This window comes from Klebsiella sp. 10-1 (assembly GCF_009758445.1).
Taxonomy (GTDB): domain Bacteria; phylum Pseudomonadota; class Gammaproteobacteria; order Enterobacterales; family Enterobacteriaceae; genus Klebsiella; species Klebsiella scottii.
Window position 1 is genome coordinate 414,722 of sequence record NZ_WQRE01000003.1, and the last position, 17,146, is coordinate 431,867.

Here is a 17,146-nt window from a genome sequence, read left to right on the forward strand (position 1 = left end):
AAAGGGCAGGGAAATCAGGGCGGGAAGCGCATGTTCCGGGGGCTGGAAAACGGTAAAGCATCCCCCACGAGCGGCGGCGGGGTCAGTCCACTGGCAACCTGCCGTTGATGCAGTGGATTTTAGACGGTACAAACGACGACGCGATTATTAATGTCGGCCTGATTGTCGTCGTTCCAGCCTGCTTGATCGTATTCAAAATTACGGATTCGATAGCGCTATTCGGCATTATCTTAATGAGAAAAGAACGAATAAGATCAACTAAACCGGGCGGTTTCCCGTCCGGTTTTTTTATGCCTGTGTTTTAGATTCAGCCCGGACCATGACCTCCACCAAATCCACCGCCACCGCCACCACCAGGCCCTTGCATCGGACCTCCGCCACCGCCGCCTCCGCCACCTGGTCCCCACCAGGGCATGATACATCCGGATAAACTGGAGACACTTGCTACTACAAGCACGAAAAGGATTATTTTTTTCATCTTCAACTCCTGAACTGGAGTAGACAGATTATCATTCCGTTATGAATTTCTATTCAGCGTTTTCCTAAATCCCGAGTTGTCAATGACAATCTTCACATTTTCTACATTTTGTAGCTCATTATCTCGACATATCGCGATAGCGCCACCGGGGATGCCGCGTGTTTTGGTTTGCTCTTGTGGTCCCCAACATGGGTCACTGGCGGGACGTATGCTGTTTTTAGAAAGGTTGTGTCTTTGACTTCCCGATGGCATTATCCTGATCAGAGATTAACGGAATGTTAATCGCAAGTTTTTGATTTTGAATTAAATGACTCGGGGTGCCCTTCTTCGTTGAAGGCTGAGAAATACCCGTACCACCTGATCTGGATAATGCCAGCGTAGTCCTGGCGATTATCCAAGATATAAATCAAAGACTTGTCAGTTTTTTTCTCCTCATTTTGTTATGTTGTCACTCGCTGAGACAAACAAAATGGCACACACATCTATCAATCACACCATCATCCGTAACGGGATCTACTACGTCAGCTTTCGCCTGTCTGGTAATAAATATTTCCGTCGGTCGTTAGAGACGGATAGCTATAGCCAGGCGCAACTGCTGATGTCTTTTGCCTCTCCGGTTATTCCATTAGTCAAGCGTGGAACCATCCACCCGGATCAGTTCGGTGATCGTCTTTCAGATTTCAGTAACCACTTAAAGCAGCAGAATGAACAGTGGCTGACACAACGATTTCTTATTGGCGAGTGCCGTGATACTCAACCGATTGTAATGCAGGAATATCGGGAGGTTGTCGCGCCTGGGGTAGTTCTTGGCTCTCAGAAGCAAGCAGAACAAAAGGAAGTGCTAACGCTGGCTGGCGCCTGGAACATGTACAAAAAGGAGAAGGGCAGCAACTGGACTAAAGCAATTGCCCAAGCCAATGAGCGTTTTATGGAAGTGCTGCTTGTTGTCCTGGGGTCATCAACAGACGTAATGACAATCACTAAGCAAGATATTAAGCAGGTGATGGAAGTAGTAGAGAACCTGCCTAAGCGTGTTGTTCAGCCGTACCGCGCAATGACTATCCAGCAACTGATTGAATGCGATGATGTTCCACCAGATGATTTAGTGGGAGCTGAGGCGATTCATAAGCATCTCAAAATATACAAATCTTTGTTCAAGACCTTTCTCACTGACAGCAAGGATATTCTGGAGAAGTCTCCGACTGATGGCGTAGTTGCTGCACCATCTAAGGCGAGATTTGGCGCATACAGCGCAGCAGAAATGAGAAAATTTGTGGGGTGGGCACTCAAGCAGCCGGATGGCTGGCAGAAGTGGGTTACATTGTTGTTGGCGTACACTGGAGCCAGGAGAGGCGAGATCGCTAAGCTGGAGAAGTCACAGATCAAGTATGATGAAGACAGCCAGCGGCACTATCTTCTGATCGCTGAAGGCGGGCAGGGCAAAACGGAAAATGCCACACGGCAGGTGGCGATCCATCCCAAGCTGATCGAGTGGGGCTTCCTCGATTTCGTTAACCGCCAATGGAAGGAAAAAATCTTTTCGCCTGTATCTGGTAAGAACATGCCGAAGATCGGTAAGGTTTTAGCGGATGTCCGTGATCAACTTGGAATTCCTTATCTTGATGATTATGGGCAGCGGCGGTTGGTTCATAGCTTTCGGCATACAATGATCTCAACCTGTTTAGCTGGCTGGGTTGGAAACTTGGCACACCTGCAACAGGTGGTCGGCCATGAGAAAAGCGGCTCAGGAATTACTCGGCGGTATCTGCATACGTTCCCGCTATCCACGGTCTGCTATGTAATAGATGGGTTACGTTGGGAATCCTAACTAGTCTGGGAAAGATGATTATGCCAAGTTTATTATTAAAAACAGATACGAGACGCTATATCCGACACGGCAAACACCAGGGCGGTTCAGATGCATGGCGCACCAATCCCAGAATGTTTAAAAACCTCGCCCGTGAGTTCGGCGGGTTTACTCTGGATGCGGCAGCGAGCGCGGATAACACACTCTGTGAGCGGTATTGGTCGGAATATGATGACGCTCTTACACAGGACTGGTCTATTGAGGATCGCGTCTTCTGCAATCCTCCGTTCTCCCTGGCGGCTGAGTTCCTGGCTCACGCTCATAAACCTGAGCTATCTGTTTTTATGATTCCGTGTCGCCCTCAGACCTCGTGGTGGTTGCGGTACGTCTGGGGCAATCCCCACTGTCACGAAATCCGCTTCCTGCATCGTGGTCCCAAATTCTTACATCCAGAGACAGGGAATAGCTCAATCAGAGCACCGCTTCCGGTTGCCGTGGTGATATACAGAAGCATCCCGTGTAACGGTGATAAGCGGATCACTGTGAACTGTGCGGATACGTTACTTCCACTGGAAGTGGTCTGTAGGGGAAGTAAGCCGGGGAGGCCCAATGTGTACGACTGGCAGACCCTCGATAGCGTGATCAATCTCTGGGACAACAAACGGCAGACAGCCAAACAGATAGCGGAGGCATTGTCGATCCCCCTACGAACAGTCCAGCGGGTAGTGCAAAGATTGGTCTAACTGCGCCATAATATCCATGCAATATGGCGTAAAGTGAATGATTTTTATGCGGTAAAGAATCGATGGATGTACCCACCACGGCACTTATTGACTTGTATTGTCTGAAATCAGATAGTTGCACAAAATATGCACCAAAAATAACCTTTGTATTGTTCGGCTTACTCTCCATGCTTTGGGGGAGTATCATCACAACAGCAATGAAAGTATTAAGAGGTTGATGTAAATGACTGATTATTTTCCGGCTACATATGATAGCAATGCTTTCAATTGCCCCCATTGCGGAGTTTACGCGAGACAAAATTGGGAGATATTCTGGGTAAACAATGAAAGGTCGGGAATGCGTTCATCTCAATGTTATCAATGTAATGAATTAGCCTTTTGGCATTGCGGTAATCTAATAATCCCAGCCTCAGCTAACATTGAGATGCCCAACCAAGATATGCCAGAGGACTGTAAGGCCGACTACATGGAAGCCAGAAGCATCGTTAACCTGTCCCCTAAAGGAGCTGCGGCGCTTCTCCGTTTATGTCTCCAGAAACTCATGCTCCATCTCGGAGAACCTGGGAATAACATTAACGCTGACATTAAGTCTCTCGTCGAGAAAGGATTGCCTCCTCGTATCCAGCAGGCAGCGGACATCTGCCGCATCGTCGGAAATCAGGCTGTGCACCCCGGAGAAATCAACCTTGATGATGACCCACAGTTAACGCATAGTCTATTTAAGCTATTGAATATTATTGTGGACGATCGTATCACAAGACCTAAAGAGATTGAGACGATGTTCCAGAGCATGCCAGTTAACGCATTGAAAGGCATTGAAGGAAGAGACAAAACTCCAGGATAAAAGTGCACCACCTTTCTATAGGCAATGATCGCAGGCATAAACCGTTTGATCAAAAATCACGATAGAAAGGGAGAGGAGGGAGACCCTCCTCTAGTGTTACAGCTTAGCTTGCCTTTTTGTACGAATCACGAACGCCATCGCGATAGCCCTCAGCAAATGCAGCTTGCGGGCTTTTATGGCGAACAGTACCAGCTTGGCTATTAGGAAGAATCTCCAAATCAGGAAGCGTAGTCAAATCAACCCTAGTTTGCCCTGTGCGGGCAAAGCCAGCGCGATACCCCTGCTCATAAGCGCACCCACAACATTTGTGGCGTCCTTCACCACCTTGGTCGTCAGGTAGACTATCGAAAAGGATATTGTATCGATGCGGTTTTTTACACGTTGTCATCTATAAATACCTACGTCAATTTAAGTTGAGTATTTACATGACCAACCAAGCCTGGCACAATCAAGAAATCAAAACTGATGTAGAGGCTAACAATCGTTATGAGTTTGCAGACTCATGGCGGTCATGCTTCATAAACCGGATGGGAAACCTTCCGGTTTTTTTATGCCTATAATTCAGGCACCAATACTACATATAGGTTTATCAAAATCCCTACCCCCTATATGATGAGTATTCTAGTAAGGATTATCTTTAGTACAAGAGTTGATTTTGACGTTAGATTGAGGTTGTGGAAGGGGAATAATCGCGAAGTCCACGTCGCATAAGGCCTGGCGAAGATGTCAATAAATCAGAAAAAAAAATGAAAATTTGATCGAGTGCTGAAGAATTCAGCAGATGTATAGATTGCGTGGTCTGATGCTACTCAATTCTCAACATTGCCTCCCCGCCGGAGGCACATTCCAGCATCCCCCTAACATCGTACTCGGATGGGCGGGAAATATCTTAGGCGCAATCGCAGCAGTGCCTAGCAGGGCTGATGGCCCCCTCAATTTTCACACCGATCCTGCTCAAATATCGTACAGGCATCAAGGTCATGCACAGATGTTAAATTTGTTAAATTTCGGCCCTATTTAACATAATGTACGTTACCCGCACCACGCGATCGGCACTCACCATGCAATCAATCTGGAAGGGCTGTTACGAGGGTTTATGCGTGGGAATTGGCAGAAACTTACTGCATAACTCGTGAATAAAAGAGGGCTGTTTTTGCATAGAGATTTTTCGGGTCTAACGGCTCGTTTTGATACATTTTCCCACAATCTGGGTGGCGTCTGACTGCGTGTAAAGTTGATGCGGCGCGACAGCCTCATTTTACCTTCTGCCTGCCGCAATTCCCACAAGATGCCGCCAGCGGCTGACCATATGGCCCGGCTCCCGGCCCTGGTCTTTGCCTCATCCAACAATGTAAACAGCAGAACCACATCCAGACCCCTCCACGCCCTCTATAACGCGATGTAACGCGTTCTGCGACGTTTTCCCACAATCTGCATCTCAATATGACCGTGATTGCTGCGCCACTCACAGAGGCATACAGGCCCCTCAAAAGCGATGATTTTTCGATGTCTTTTGAGAATTAAATGGTTTTTATTGTTTTTCGACAAAAAGGGAGGGGAGATCGTGATTGTTGTTTAGCCCCTATCTGAAGGGGCAAGCCACGATACCGGCAGACAGAATTGACGAAGCCCCGGCTTGCGCGGCGCTCAGACTTGATCGTTGTTGTAATTACTTTCCTCCACACCATAGCGAGTTCACTTCCACGCGCGGAGAGTGTCCTAAGTAGGGCCTGAAAGGTCGAAATACGGTAGGTTTTTGGGCTATTTGGTGGCATTTGTTTTGAGAAAAGATCGCAAGGTGGCGGGGTGATATGGCAGGAGTAACCCAGGTGATTTTCACCGGGGGTAGGGACAAGATAGTGTCCCCATAGTCTCCCGGTAATTTCCACATCCATTGGTTAAGATCCTTTACTAATGGAATCCACCACTGAAGAAAGGTAAGCGGTAACAGATTAACCATGTCCCAAAATGGTACATGAACCATGTCCCAAAATGGTACATGAACCATGTCCCAAAAAAGGACACTAATAAGATCAATATTAAAATAAGATCAAAAACACCAATAAGATCAGTAAAACCTTATGCGGTCTTCCCTGGCCGTGAAGACCTTACACAAGGTCAACACCAACACCTTTTCAGATCGCCATTGTGATGGCTATCGTTCTTTCTGACCTTGTTCAGTCGCTACGCTCGAAGCTTCGCGATATGCATCGCCCATACGGTGACTCGTTATCCTGTTCTGACCGAACAGGCTCGCCACCTTTTGGGCAGCAAGGGCGACAGCCCGCGCAGTAATTTGGAAACAATGTCACGAGACCGTAGGTCGAGAGTCTATGGGCCGCGAGGGTGTGGGGGTCGGGTATGGCAACCAAAGACCGTGCCAACCCAACCGAGGCTTCACAGGTGGCCCGTATAGCGATTTAAATGCATCAGGTAATACGATGGTAGCGGGTGTTAGTTAGAAGGCCGTAGAATCGCTTACAGAGCCTTACAGCTCGTTTTAGCGTTAATTAAAATGATCTTGACATTGAAATCAGGATTATGTCATGGTATGATAACGAAATCAATGTATTCTATAGTTTTTCTTGCTATTTGCAGGGATTACTGATACAATGGTTTTAAATCAAATAAGGTGCGTCGCCGCCCGGTGATGGCTCCTGACAAATGGGTACAAATGACCTCCGAGAATAATTTCAATAACTCAACGGAGAACCCAATGAACAAACCAAAATCCCAACGCATCACCCCAGCCACCATGACTGGCGAGCAGATCGCAGACGCCATCATGTACGGCACATACACCAAAACCGCACTTTGGTCTTTCATTAGCCGTAGTGGTGGCGCTGACGCAGCACACGCGAAGTACCCGCAACTGGCTGTTGCACTTCATATCCTGAAACAGGAAAAGAAAAAGGCAAAGAGCGCTCGTGCTATTAAGGCGATCCTGAAACCGCTATCCCGCCAGTTTGCTGATGGTCAATCCCTGACTGAGATTCTGGCCCCGGTGCTCCAGACTTACCGCCGCCTGTATCGTGAGAAACTGAATCTCGATGTGACGCTGGAGCAGGTGATCCTGTTCCTGATTGCCACTGATGGTGTGGAAAACCTGGAAAACTACGGTTACGCCATCACTGGCGACTTTCCTACCGCCGCCCTTTAAATAATTGCTGACAACCTGAGCCGGTTCGCCTTCTGGGCGACCACTGGCGAGGCTTGTTTGTGCCTATACAAGGAGAGCAATCATGAAAATCCATCTTGATGATGAAACATTCGAGATATTCCGTCAGCTACGCTGACGCGAGGAACGTTCCGCTGCCCGGTCTGATTAGCACCATGTGCCGCAACATGGCCCGCCAGCTACAAGAGCGCGAGCAGGAGCGCGAGATGAAAAAATCTTCATCTGTCCTGTGTAAATAAGAGGAGAAGCATAATTGAATATTTCATTTCCAGATGAAACGTACCGAACGTTGCTGAAAGAGGCTAACCGCCGCGACATGCCAATGGCGAAAATGTGCAGCGAACTGCTTCAAACAGCAGCAAAGATCATCGAAAAAACAAACTCAGACAATCAAACAGACGACCAGCGAGGGAAGAGTGACCACAGAGACAGAAAAAACTAACAATCAGCGTACACCAGGCGAGGGATACGGCGTAATAGAGATGCGTTATCTCTGTGCTAAACAACTGATCATCCGATCTACGGGTGAGATTGTGGATGTAACGGACGCAATGCGCCTCCTGTACATTTACATGCTGAACCAGTTTCTGGGCTTCTCAAGCCGAGGGATGTCATTTTATAAAGATCAACGGGAAATGGCGGCGGCGCTGGGCTGGGACAGAAAAAAGGTGATGCGCTCTTTGGATGGGCTGAAAAAGATCGGCCTAGTCGAATAGGCCGGGAAAATCGGTAACAGCGAAGCGTACACGGTCTACTTTTTCAGTGACATAGCGGAGTCTTTGGCGGTTGTCCACGGGGAGTGGAAGGGTGCCCCGGCTTGGGATCACGACCGTGCAAGCGGGAAGAAAACACGCAGGAAAACGAAGACCAAAAAATCCGAGGAGATTAAAGGAGATGGCAAATCCGATGACGGGGCTATACCGCAGGCAGAAACACAGGCAGAGCAGGCCGCAAAACAGGCAGAACCCACTAACCAACCCGCTGCTACACCCACTAATCAGAATCCTGGTGTGGCCTCTGGCAGTGCCCCGGATGCTTCTGAACAACAATCTAGCGTGGCATCTAACGACGACAGCGGCGGCAATGATGGCGCCGATGGTGATCATGAGGTGAACCAGGAGGCGCAGCCCGTTGTTGTGGAAACCGGCTATAAAATACCAACAATCAACCGTAAATCCACTGGGCTGACAGCCGCGCAGATCGCTATTTATAGGGCTGAGGCGGCTGCGGCTGACCCAGACGATCCGCCTTTTTAATGTAGAGGAATAATGATTGATGACCGTAACGGCGTAAACGCCGCACCAGAAAAGATCGACCCAGAAAACCTTCCCAACCTGACCCGCTCCAGAAAACTCCGTGCCAGAACTGAATCTCTAATTGCTACTGCAAAAAAACTTTTGGTGTCCGGTATCGGGCCAAACGAGGTTGCTTGCAGACTCAGATTAGATCCGGCTGTAGTGCTCGACCTCTATCAATCGTGGAATCCGCGTTACCGGAAGGTGACTCCCCCCAATGCCTGGACATGCCAAAAGCTGGCGATCCAGTGCTTCGGGACTGGTGCTCCTCTAAATGTGATGATAAAAAATAAACCCAACAAATTTAACGTCATATTTGATTGCCTAAGTTATAGTTTCATGTTAAAATTATATACAAGGTGATTAATAGATTCGAAAGAGTCTGCGTACTACTGCCATTGTATGTCACCTCTCAGGCGGGCTGGTTCCCGAGATTTGCCTCTTTGCACCAGTCCGCCACCTTATTCATTCAGCAGGGCAACAATCCCGCTGAACACGAAATAATTCTGCCGTGGTCCTAGCCCGCCGCGATGGGATTTGCCAGCGGTCTAACAACCGCACTACGTCCCTCTCCTCAGTGGGCCGTCTGCCGGACGTAAAACGGCACGAGCGCGGCTAAACCGCGCTCCCTTATTCCCAGCCCGGTTTAGCCGGGTTATCGGTTTCCGATAACGCCCGTAAAGGGCGCTGCACCCTTTCCCAGATCAGAAAAATAACAAAGATAAATGCTCATTCCTTTGTCCTCCGGGGCGGTATCTCCTGCCGCCCGGTCTTTTTTCTGATGCAGCGGGGAGAACCCCCGTTAACCAAAGGTTAACCCCGTCTCGCGGGGGTACAGTTCCCTTATCCACGCCTTCCGACGGCGTGATGCAGATAAGGGAATGAAAGCGACGCTTTCACCGCAAAGCGGCTTCGGGCTGGACTGATGCAGCAACAAATAAATGAAGGTCGCCACCGCGCGACCTCTTTTGTGCCTGCACGTCGTCAATTTTGACGGCTGGCATATGAATCAAAAACACAACACCGTCAAATCTGACGTTAACCAATTATGGAGTGACTCAATGTTAACTGATATCGAAGATCGCAGTTTCCGGGATGTCTGCATTTATCGGGATGACCCGATCTTCTCGCACTACACAAAAACTTTTGCCACCCTGGCTGTGGACACCGTGCCGGGCACGCTATTAGCCAGCGATGGCACGGCATACGCCAGCGGCAGCGATATTCTAATCGCGCTGGACTCCCACAAGGCTGGCGCTAACGTCCCAGTAATTGTTGTGGATCGTGGTGTGGTTCTTAACCGCGCCGGACTGATTGGCACCAATGCAACCGCCGTTGCAAACGCAATCGCAGCAATCAAGGCCGCTGGCCTGAACCGTGTTTCAGAATAAGGAAAGAGAAAATGGATTTTAAATATAATGATTTTACCGGAAGTTTCGTTAAACCTTTCGGGAATAATTTCCTGCTGCAAGAGCTTGGCCTCTTCAAAGAAAAGCATTCGGATACACCTAAGATCGAAAGCGACGACCTTCGTGACGGCGCAATTGAGGTAGCTGGTTCCATAAACCGTTACGGCAGCGAGCTAATTGCGACAGAACGCCCCCTATCTCGTTCACGCCTGCTAGAAATCCCCCATTGGGCTCTAAGCGGTGAGGTTAGTGCGGCCGATTTCCAGGGTATTCGCCGCCCAGGAACTCAACGCCAGCAAACAATGGATCAGCTGGTCAGTGATGAGGCTATCCGTCAATTCCTGAAATATCGAACCATAAAAGAGGATGTTCTAGCCACCTGCCTTTTTAAAGGCATTGTCAACGCGCCGTACACCCAGCAAAAAGTTATCGATATGGAGGAAGAATTCGGCGAAGGATTCTCCAGCGCTGTTATCAGTGTCAACCTGCCATCCGCTATTCTGGAAACGCTGGATACTGCCGCTACCGATCTGCGCGTGAGCCTGGGTGGTTGGGTTAAAGCACTTTCAGGGATGTTGGTTCTGTGCTCCCCCGAGTTCTACAAAAAGATTAAATACTCAGAAGAGATCAGGGTCCTCGTACAACATGGTGTGCTCCCCGATTCTACGCTGTTCAATGCGTCTGTACGGGCCAATCTGCCTGCTTATCAGGCATTCGAGTTGGACGGTCTGACCTTTGTGAACTGTGTTGGATACGAGAAGTACATCTCAACCGGGGAAGCATTCATGGTGCCCGTGTTCGCTGATAATATCGTACAGTCTGACCACAGCCCACGCGAAGTCATTTCCGGTCCGGCATCGCGTAACGCGAGGGTCGCCGCGAGTGGTGTACAAGCTCCATTCTATGCCTACGGCTTCGAGGATAGACTAGGCAACAGAACCGTTATGTCAGAATTTGGGGTATTACCCCTACAGTACGATCTATCGATGACCAAAAAACTGACATTCGACGTGTAAGCGGATTTAGGAGCGGCGATTGCCGCTCCCCGTATTTGGAGAGGTAAAAAACCATGAGGTTAAATCTATTAGGTGTCGGCAACGCGCCTTTGCTATCGGTCAAGGTAAAGACGCTGGACGATGCCGGACTGCTGAACGTATCTGCGCTCGCCAGATCGCTGGGCACACCCCGGAGCACCTTTTTATCGCGCGTGGCGACGCATGGCCTTGAAGCTGCGATCTTGTATTATGCAACTGAACAGAAATTGAAAAATGTAAGCTAATGCCGGATGGGAAACCATCCGGTTTTTTTATGCCTAGAGAAAATGTTCTGTCACACAAACTGTCACTCATCCTGTCACACATGGCCCAAAAGGGCCGCTTTTGCCGTTTACAAGACTTCCCGCTGGCATTACTATCCTGATCAGGGATTAATGAGGAGCATTAATCGCAAGTTTTTGATTTTGAATTAAATGACTCGGGGTGCCCTTCTTTGTGAAGGCTGAGAAAAACCCGTACCACCTGATCTGGATAATGCCAGCGTAGGGAAGTCAGAGACCGCAAGGTCGTTGCTTCTTCATCGCCTGGCTGGAGCAAACGATGCAAGCTGAGCCACTGAACCCCGCGCATATCGCGCATCTGCGACATCTTTTTCGCCGCCATTCCCCCCTTATTCACTGCATGACCAACGACGTGGTGCAGACTTTCACCGCCAACGTCCTGCTGGCGATTGGCGCTTCCCCCGCGATGGTGATTGACCCGCAGGAGGCAGGCCAGTTTGCCGCCATTGCCGATGCGCTGTTAATTAACGTCGGAACCTTAACCGTCGACCGCGCCGACGCCATGCGGGCGGCTGTCCGCAGCGTGCAGCAGGCCGGCAAGCCGTGGGCGCTGGACCCTGTTGCGGTCGGCGCGCTCACTCTGCGCAGCGAATTCTGTCGCGATCTGTTAACCCTGCAGCCGGCCGCCATTCGCGGCAATGCCTCGGAGATTATGGCCCTGGCGGGGATGAGCGGCGGCGGGCGCGGGGTCGATACCACCGATACCGCGGCGGCGGCGCTGCCGGCCGCCCAGGCGCTGGCGCGTCAGCTGAATACGGTGGTTGCGGTGACCGGTGAGGTGGATTACGTCACCGACGGCCAGCGCACGCGCGCCGTAAGCGGCGGGGATCGCCTGATGACCCGCGTTGTTGGCACCGGCTGCGCCCTGTCTGCGGTAGTTGCCGCCAGTACGGCGCTTCCCGGCGACCGGCTGGAAAACGTCGCGGCGGCCTGCGGCCTGATGAAGCTGGCGGGCGGGCTGGCGGCCCGTCAGGGCGGCCCGGGCAGCTTTACCCCGGCGTTCCTTGATGCGCTGTACGAGGAGGACCATCAATGAAGCGGATTAACGCCTTAACGATTGCCGGCACCGACCCCAGCGGCGGCGCGGGGATTCAGGCCGATCTTAAAACCTTTTCCGCCCTCGGCGCCTACGGCTGCTCGGTGATCACCGCGCTGGTGGCGCAAAACACCCGGGGCGTGCAGTCGGTGTACCGCATCGAGCCTGATTTTGTTGCCGCCCAGCTGGACTCGGTGTTCAGCGACGTCCGTATCGATACCACCAAAATTGGCATGCTGGCGGAAACGGATATTGTCGAAGCCGTGGCCGAGCGGCTGGCGCGCTACCGGATCGCCAACGTGGTGCTGGATACGGTGATGCTGGCGAAAAGCGGCGATCCGCTGCTGTCAGCCTCGGCGGTGGCGACGCTACGCACCCGGCTATTGCCGCAGGTTTCGCTGATAACGCCCAACCTGCCGGAGGCCGCGGCGCTGCTGGATGCTCCCCACGCGCAGAATGAAAAAGAGATGCTTGAGCAGGGCCGGGCGCTGCTGGCGCTGGGCTGCGGCGCGGTGCTGCTGAAGGGCGGTCATCTGGACGATGCCGAAAGTCCGGACTGGCTCTTTAGCGCCGAAGGCGAGCAGCGCTTCACCGCCCCGCGGATCAGGACCAAAAATACCCACGGCACTGGCTGTACGCTCTCCGCCGCGCTGGCCGCGCTGCGTCCGCGCTACCACGATTGGGGACAAACGGTTGCCGAGGCCAAGGGTTGGCTCTCAGCGGCGCTGGCGCAGGCGGATTCGCTGGAAGTGGGGCAGGGGATTGGTCCGGTGCACCATTTCCACGCCTGGTGGTAAGCCTGATATACTGACGCCAGATTTCAGTCAGGAAAAGACAAATGGAACAGGCGCATACCCGGTTGATTAACCAGCTCGTTGAACGCATGGCCGCGACGGATAACGCGCCGCTGTATATCAGGTTTGCCGACACCATCAAGGATGCCGTGCGCAGCGGCTGGCTGGAGAACGGCAATATCCTTCCCGGCGAGCGCGATCTGAGCCAGCTCACCGGCGTATCGCGTATCACCGTGCGCAAGGCGCTGCGGACGCTGGAAGATGAGGGCGTGGTCACCCGCGCCCAGGGCTACGGCACCCGGGTTAACAATATTTTCGAGTATTCGCTGAAAGAGGCGCGCGGCTTTACCCAGCAGGTTGTGCTGCGCGGCAAAAAGCCCGACACCCTGTGGGTCAATAAGCGGATCGTCAAATGCCCGGAGGAGGTCGCGCAGCAGCTGGCGATTGCCGCAGGCAGCGACGTGTTTATGCTCAAGCGCATCCGCTACGTGGATGAAGCGGCGGTATCGCTTGAGGAGTCGTGGGTTCCCGCGCATCTTATCCACGACGTCGATGCGATCAGCGTCTCGCTGTACGACTACTTCCGCAGCCGGCAGATCCTTCCCCAGCGCACCCGCTCCCGGGTCAGCGCCAGGATGCCGGACGCCGAGTTTCAGTCGCATATTCAGATGGATAGCGCGATCCCGGTGCTGGTGATTAAGCAGGTTGCCCTCGATCAGCACCAGCACCCTATCGAATACAGCATTAGCTACTGCCGCAGCGATCTATACGTCTTTGTGTGCGAGGAGTAGGGTTTCGCGATCCGGGGCGCAATCGCCGCCCCGATGACCCACCACCCACGCCGCCACGGCATTCCCCAGCGTCACCGCTTCTTCCAGGCTCCAGCCGGCGGCTAATCCGGCCAGGGTGCCCCCCGCGTGGCTGTCCCCGGCGCCGATGGTATCGACGACCGTCGCCGGGAAGGCTCGGGCCTGTCCGCTCGCCTGCGGGCTGAAAAACCACGCGCCTTCTTTATCCAGGCGGACGATCAGCGGGGCGCGGTACTTTTTCAGCCACCCGGCGCCGAACTCGCTCACCTCAGCGGAGAAGCCGTTAGCCTCGGCGGCAATCTGCGCCTCCTGACGGTTAACGGAAACCAGCGGCTTCAGCGCCATCAGGCGCGCCATTAGCGCCTCGGGGATATCGGCGATTCGCGGACCAAAATCGATAAACGGCGTGACGTCACTCTGCTTCTCCAGCCACGCCACCAGCCGCTCGCCGCTGGGGGAGGCCAGCTGGTAGCCGGAAAGATACACCAGGCCGTTGAGCCCGACATTGAGCGGTATGAGCCAGTCGTCGCACCAGCGGTTTTCGACGCCGCTGAAGGACATAAACGTGCGCTCTCCGTCCGGCTCCACCAGCGCCAGGCACCAGCCGTTGTCGCCGCTGGCGTGGGTTATCACGCTGGTTATCCCCTCCTGCGCCAGGCGATTGCGGATAATTTCCGCCCACACGCCTTCGCCGATGGGCAGCGCGTTTTGCGCCGCGATGCCCAGCCTTTTTAGCGCCACCGCAATATTCAGGGCGCAGCCGCCGACGTTCACGCTCTGCTGCTGCAGTTCGATATCGCAGCCGCGCCACGGCAGGGCGTAAGCGTCGGCAATCACGTCGATCACCGCGGCCCCGATAACCGTCACCGGCCTGACGGCGGTGAGGGTCGCGAGCTTATCGCTCAGCTGACGGCTATTCATTGCGCCTCCCGCTGCCGGCGGTAGCGGCCGAGGGCGTCGGCGTAGCGCGTGAAGTCCAGCTTATTGACCTCGTCCAGACGCGCTTTGAGCCGGCTATCGATGGCCGATATGCCGTTTATCGCCCCGCAAATGGCGGTGGCCATCGCGCCGATGGTGTCGGTATCGCCGCCAAGGTTCGCGCAAAGTACGGCGCAGCGGTTAGGGTCGGCTGCGGCCAGCTCAACCATCGCCACGGCGCAGGGCACGGATTCGATGGTGCTGGTTCCGGCCCCCACCAGCTGATAAAGCTGCTCGCAGGCGGACTCTACTCCGCCCGCGCTGCGTACGGTGCGTAATGCCAGCTCAATGCGCAGGGCCAGCGAGGCGCTAAAGGTCGTGGTGCGCTGCTGCTGGGCATGATGGGCGATGGCAGGAAGCGCATCGGCGATGGCGGACCAGCTTGCGCCGTCGACGGCGCGCGAGATGGCCCAGGCGATGACCGCGGCGCCGGCGATGGCTAAATCAGATTTATGCGTCGGGCTGGAGGCGGCGGCAACCTCGTCAATAAAGGCGTCGAGGTCGCCGGTCGGCAGCAGGCATCCCAGCGGCGAGGCGCGCATGGCCGCGCCGTTGGTCACCCCGTTATTCTCCAGCTCGCTCACCGGCGTGCCGCTGCGAATGGCCTTTAAGGCGATTTTTGACGTTGGCCCGAGGACGTTCTTATTAAAGGCGTCAAACTCCTCCGCCCAGCGGAGGATGTGGCGGCCGATGGTATCAGGAACAATCCGGCCGTCGCATTCGATGATGGCATCGGCGAGGCACAGGGCCATCGAGGTGTCGTCGGTGAACTCGGCCTCGGCAAAGTAACAGGCGGCATTATTTTCCGCCGGTCCGGGCAGGAAACGGTCGATCCAGCCAAAGTGGGCCTTCACCCGCGATCTTGGCCAGAGCTCCGACGGCATGCCCATCGCATCCCCTAACGCCTGCCCGTAAAGGGCACCGAGAATACGTTCTGCTTTCATTTGACTTCCTCTTGTGTAAGCGCAGCATTTTGCGCATCGATGTCAATGGTGGTGATGTCTTTATCCGACTCGCGGAAGAACACCATGAACAGAACGGCGATAACGGCAATCATTATGGCGCCGAACGTCCACATTCCCGCCCAGTTAAAGGTATGACCGTTAACCGGCGATGAGTAGGCAAACATTTTCTCCATCATCACCCCGCCGAGGCGGTAGCCCAGCAGGCTGCCGAACCCCTGGCAGCAGAGTGTGATTAGCCCCTGCGCGGCGTTGCGCATCGCCACCGGCGCCTTTTTATCGACGTAGATGTAGGCGGTGACGTAATAGAAGTCGTAGCTGACGCCGTGCAGCAGAATACCGAGGAACATCAGCGTATAGGTGAAATAGTTATCTGCCGCGCCGTAGACGAAAAAGCCGTAGCGAATGGCGGCGGTAATAAGACCAAGCAACAGAACCTTTTTAATACCAAAGCGCTTAGTGAAGAACGGCAGCGCCAGCATAAAGAAGATTTCAGAGAACTGGCCGAGGGTCATCCAGCCGGTGGCGTTTTTCATCCCCGATTCGCTGAGATAGCCGTTGGCAAAGATGTAATAGAAGGCCAGCGGCATGGCGAAGAGGAACGAGCAGAAGAAAAAGACGAGGAAGTTCCTGTCGCGCAGCATGATCAGCGCGTCCAGTCCCAGCATCACCTTGAGGCTCAGTTTGCCGGTACTCTTCGGCGGCGTATCCGGCAGGCACAGCGCAAAAATCCCCAGCACCAGCGAGCTGCCCGCGGCGATCAGCAGCGGTACGTTGGTGGGCGAGATGTCGCCCAGGCCGAGCATTCCCGGTAAGAAACCGCACACCAGCCCGGAGCCGATCCAGCCGATGGTCCCCATCACCCGAATGCGCGGGAAATCGCGTTCGACGTCGGCGACGTTGGAAAACGCGATGCTGTTAGTTAGGGCGATAGTCGGCATGTAGGTGAGGGAGTAGGCCAGCAGCAGCGGGAAGAAGCCGCTGAAGGTGGTCTGCTGAGCAGCGAAGTACATCAGTATCGCCCCGGCAAACATCAGAATCGCCAGCACTTTTTGCGCAGAGAAAAAGCGATCCGTCAGCGAGCCAACCAGCACCGGAGAGAGAATGGCGGCAATGGCGGTACAGGCATAGGACCAGCCAATTTCGCCGGCGCTGAAGCCGCTTTTACTCAGCCACAGCCACAGAGGAACAAACCACGCTCCCCAGATAAACCACTCAACGAACATCATGAACGACAGCTTTGCTGTAGTTTTCATTTGGAGATCCTTCATGACAGGTAAGGTACGCATTTAGAGTACCACTTGATAATACCTTTGAAATACCATTGAGCTGATTGTTTGAGCAAGCTAACACTTTTTCGTATCTGAATCGTGCCAGCAGAAGTTGCTGAAAAAATGCGATCCCGGCTGGAAAATATGCTAAGTCGGTACCAGGCTTAACCTGCCCAAAAAAGTTGGGTCAGGAACATTGACGCCGG

General features: G+C 53.3%; 17 protein-coding genes and 1 riboswitch. Of the genes, 14 read left to right on the top strand and 3 right to left on the bottom strand.

What is annotated here, in order from left to right:
• Positions 1-947: 947 nt before the first annotated feature.
• The 14 genes from GO007_RS13885 (at position 948) to GO007_RS13950 (ending at position 13,711) form a co-directional block, all read left to right on the top strand.
• Positions 948-2,306, top strand: a complete 1,359-nt coding sequence (locus GO007_RS13885) for a site-specific integrase (protein ID WP_095101349.1) — start codon at positions 948-950, stop codon at positions 2,304-2,306.
• A 20-nt stretch (positions 2,307-2,326) separates the two neighbouring features.
• A complete protein-coding gene (locus GO007_RS13890) occupies positions 2,327-3,028 on the top strand; it encodes a DNA N-6-adenine-methyltransferase (RefSeq protein ID WP_095101351.1) in 702 nt (233 codons plus the stop codon).
• A gap of 223 nt (positions 3,029-3,251) precedes the next feature.
• A complete protein-coding gene (locus GO007_RS13895) occupies positions 3,252-3,872 on the top strand; it encodes a DUF4145 domain-containing protein (protein ID WP_095100807.1) in 621 nt (206 codons plus the stop codon).
• Between the two features lie 2,716 nt (positions 3,873-6,588).
• Positions 6,589-7,032: a hypothetical protein gene (locus tag GO007_RS13900; protein ID WP_095100811.1), complete on the top strand. Its 444-nt coding sequence runs from the start codon at positions 6,589-6,591 to the stop codon at positions 7,030-7,032.
• A gap of 271 nt (positions 7,033-7,303) precedes the next feature.
• Positions 7,304-7,492, top strand: a complete 189-nt coding sequence (locus GO007_RS13905) for a hypothetical protein (protein ID WP_143350165.1) — start codon at positions 7,304-7,306, stop codon at positions 7,490-7,492.
• Positions 7,467-7,766, top strand: a complete 300-nt coding sequence (locus GO007_RS13910) for a DUF6945 domain-containing protein (RefSeq protein WP_143350166.1) — start codon at positions 7,467-7,469, stop codon at positions 7,764-7,766. The genes GO007_RS13905 and GO007_RS13910 overlap by 26 nt, the downstream gene beginning before the upstream one ends.
• A gap of 63 nt (positions 7,767-7,829) precedes the next feature.
• Positions 7,830-8,306 (top strand): hypothetical protein, encoded by a 477-nt coding sequence (locus GO007_RS13915; RefSeq protein ID WP_095100815.1) that lies wholly within the window; start codon positions 7,830-7,832, stop codon positions 8,304-8,306.
• Positions 8,307-8,318: 12 nt separating this feature from the next.
• The gene (locus GO007_RS13920) at positions 8,319-8,708 is read left to right on the top strand and encodes a hypothetical protein (RefSeq protein WP_143350167.1); all 390 of its coding nucleotides are present in this window, start codon (positions 8,319-8,321) and stop codon (positions 8,706-8,708) included.
• Between the two features lie 578 nt (positions 8,709-9,286).
• A complete protein-coding gene (locus GO007_RS13925; RefSeq protein WP_223261782.1) occupies positions 9,287-9,736 on the top strand; it encodes a hypothetical protein in 450 nt (149 codons plus the stop codon).
• Positions 9,737-9,747: 11 nt separating this feature from the next.
• Complete coding sequence (locus GO007_RS13930) at positions 9,748-10,770, top strand: major capsid protein (protein WP_095100817.1); 1,023 nt, start codon at positions 9,748-9,750, stop codon at positions 10,768-10,770.
• Between the two features lie 53 nt (positions 10,771-10,823).
• Entirely contained in the window at positions 10,824-11,033 is a 210-nt protein-coding gene (locus GO007_RS13935) for a hypothetical protein (RefSeq protein WP_095100819.1), read from the top strand.
• A 185-nt stretch (positions 11,034-11,218) separates the two neighbouring features.
• A riboswitch (TPP riboswitch) is annotated at positions 11,219-11,315 on the top strand.
• A 34-nt stretch (positions 11,316-11,349) separates the two neighbouring features.
• Positions 11,350-12,126: a hydroxyethylthiazole kinase gene (gene thiM, locus GO007_RS13940; RefSeq protein WP_095100821.1), complete on the top strand. Its 777-nt coding sequence runs from the start codon at positions 11,350-11,352 to the stop codon at positions 12,124-12,126.
• On the top strand, positions 12,123-12,923 hold the full coding sequence (gene thiD / locus GO007_RS13945) for a bifunctional hydroxymethylpyrimidine kinase/phosphomethylpyrimidine kinase (RefSeq protein WP_095100823.1): 801 nt from the start codon (positions 12,123-12,125) through the stop codon (positions 12,921-12,923). The genes thiM and thiD overlap by 4 nt, the downstream gene beginning before the upstream one ends.
• 41 nt (positions 12,924-12,964) lie before the next feature.
• Complete coding sequence (locus GO007_RS13950) at positions 12,965-13,711, top strand: GntR family transcriptional regulator (RefSeq protein WP_095100825.1); 747 nt, start codon at positions 12,965-12,967, stop codon at positions 13,709-13,711.
• On the opposite strand, the gene GO007_RS13955 is transcribed toward GO007_RS13950, so the two are convergent.
• The 3 genes from GO007_RS13955 to GO007_RS13965 are packed head-to-tail and all read right to left on the bottom strand — an operon-like array spanning position 13,685 to position 16,925.
• Positions 13,685-14,650 (bottom strand): PfkB family carbohydrate kinase, encoded by a 966-nt coding sequence (locus GO007_RS13955; protein ID WP_095100827.1) that lies wholly within the window; start codon positions 14,648-14,650, stop codon positions 13,685-13,687. The two genes, GO007_RS13950 and GO007_RS13955, sit on opposite strands and share 27 nt — an antisense overlap.
• A complete protein-coding gene (locus tag GO007_RS13960) occupies positions 14,647-15,651 on the bottom strand; it encodes an ADP-ribosylglycohydrolase family protein (protein WP_095100829.1) in 1,005 nt (334 codons plus the stop codon). The genes GO007_RS13955 and GO007_RS13960 overlap by 4 nt, the downstream gene beginning before the upstream one ends.
• Positions 15,648-16,925, bottom strand: a complete 1,278-nt coding sequence (locus tag GO007_RS13965; protein ID WP_095100831.1) for a nucleoside permease — start codon at positions 16,923-16,925, stop codon at positions 15,648-15,650. The genes GO007_RS13960 and GO007_RS13965 overlap by 4 nt, the downstream gene beginning before the upstream one ends.
• Positions 16,926-17,146: the final 221 nt, after the last annotated feature.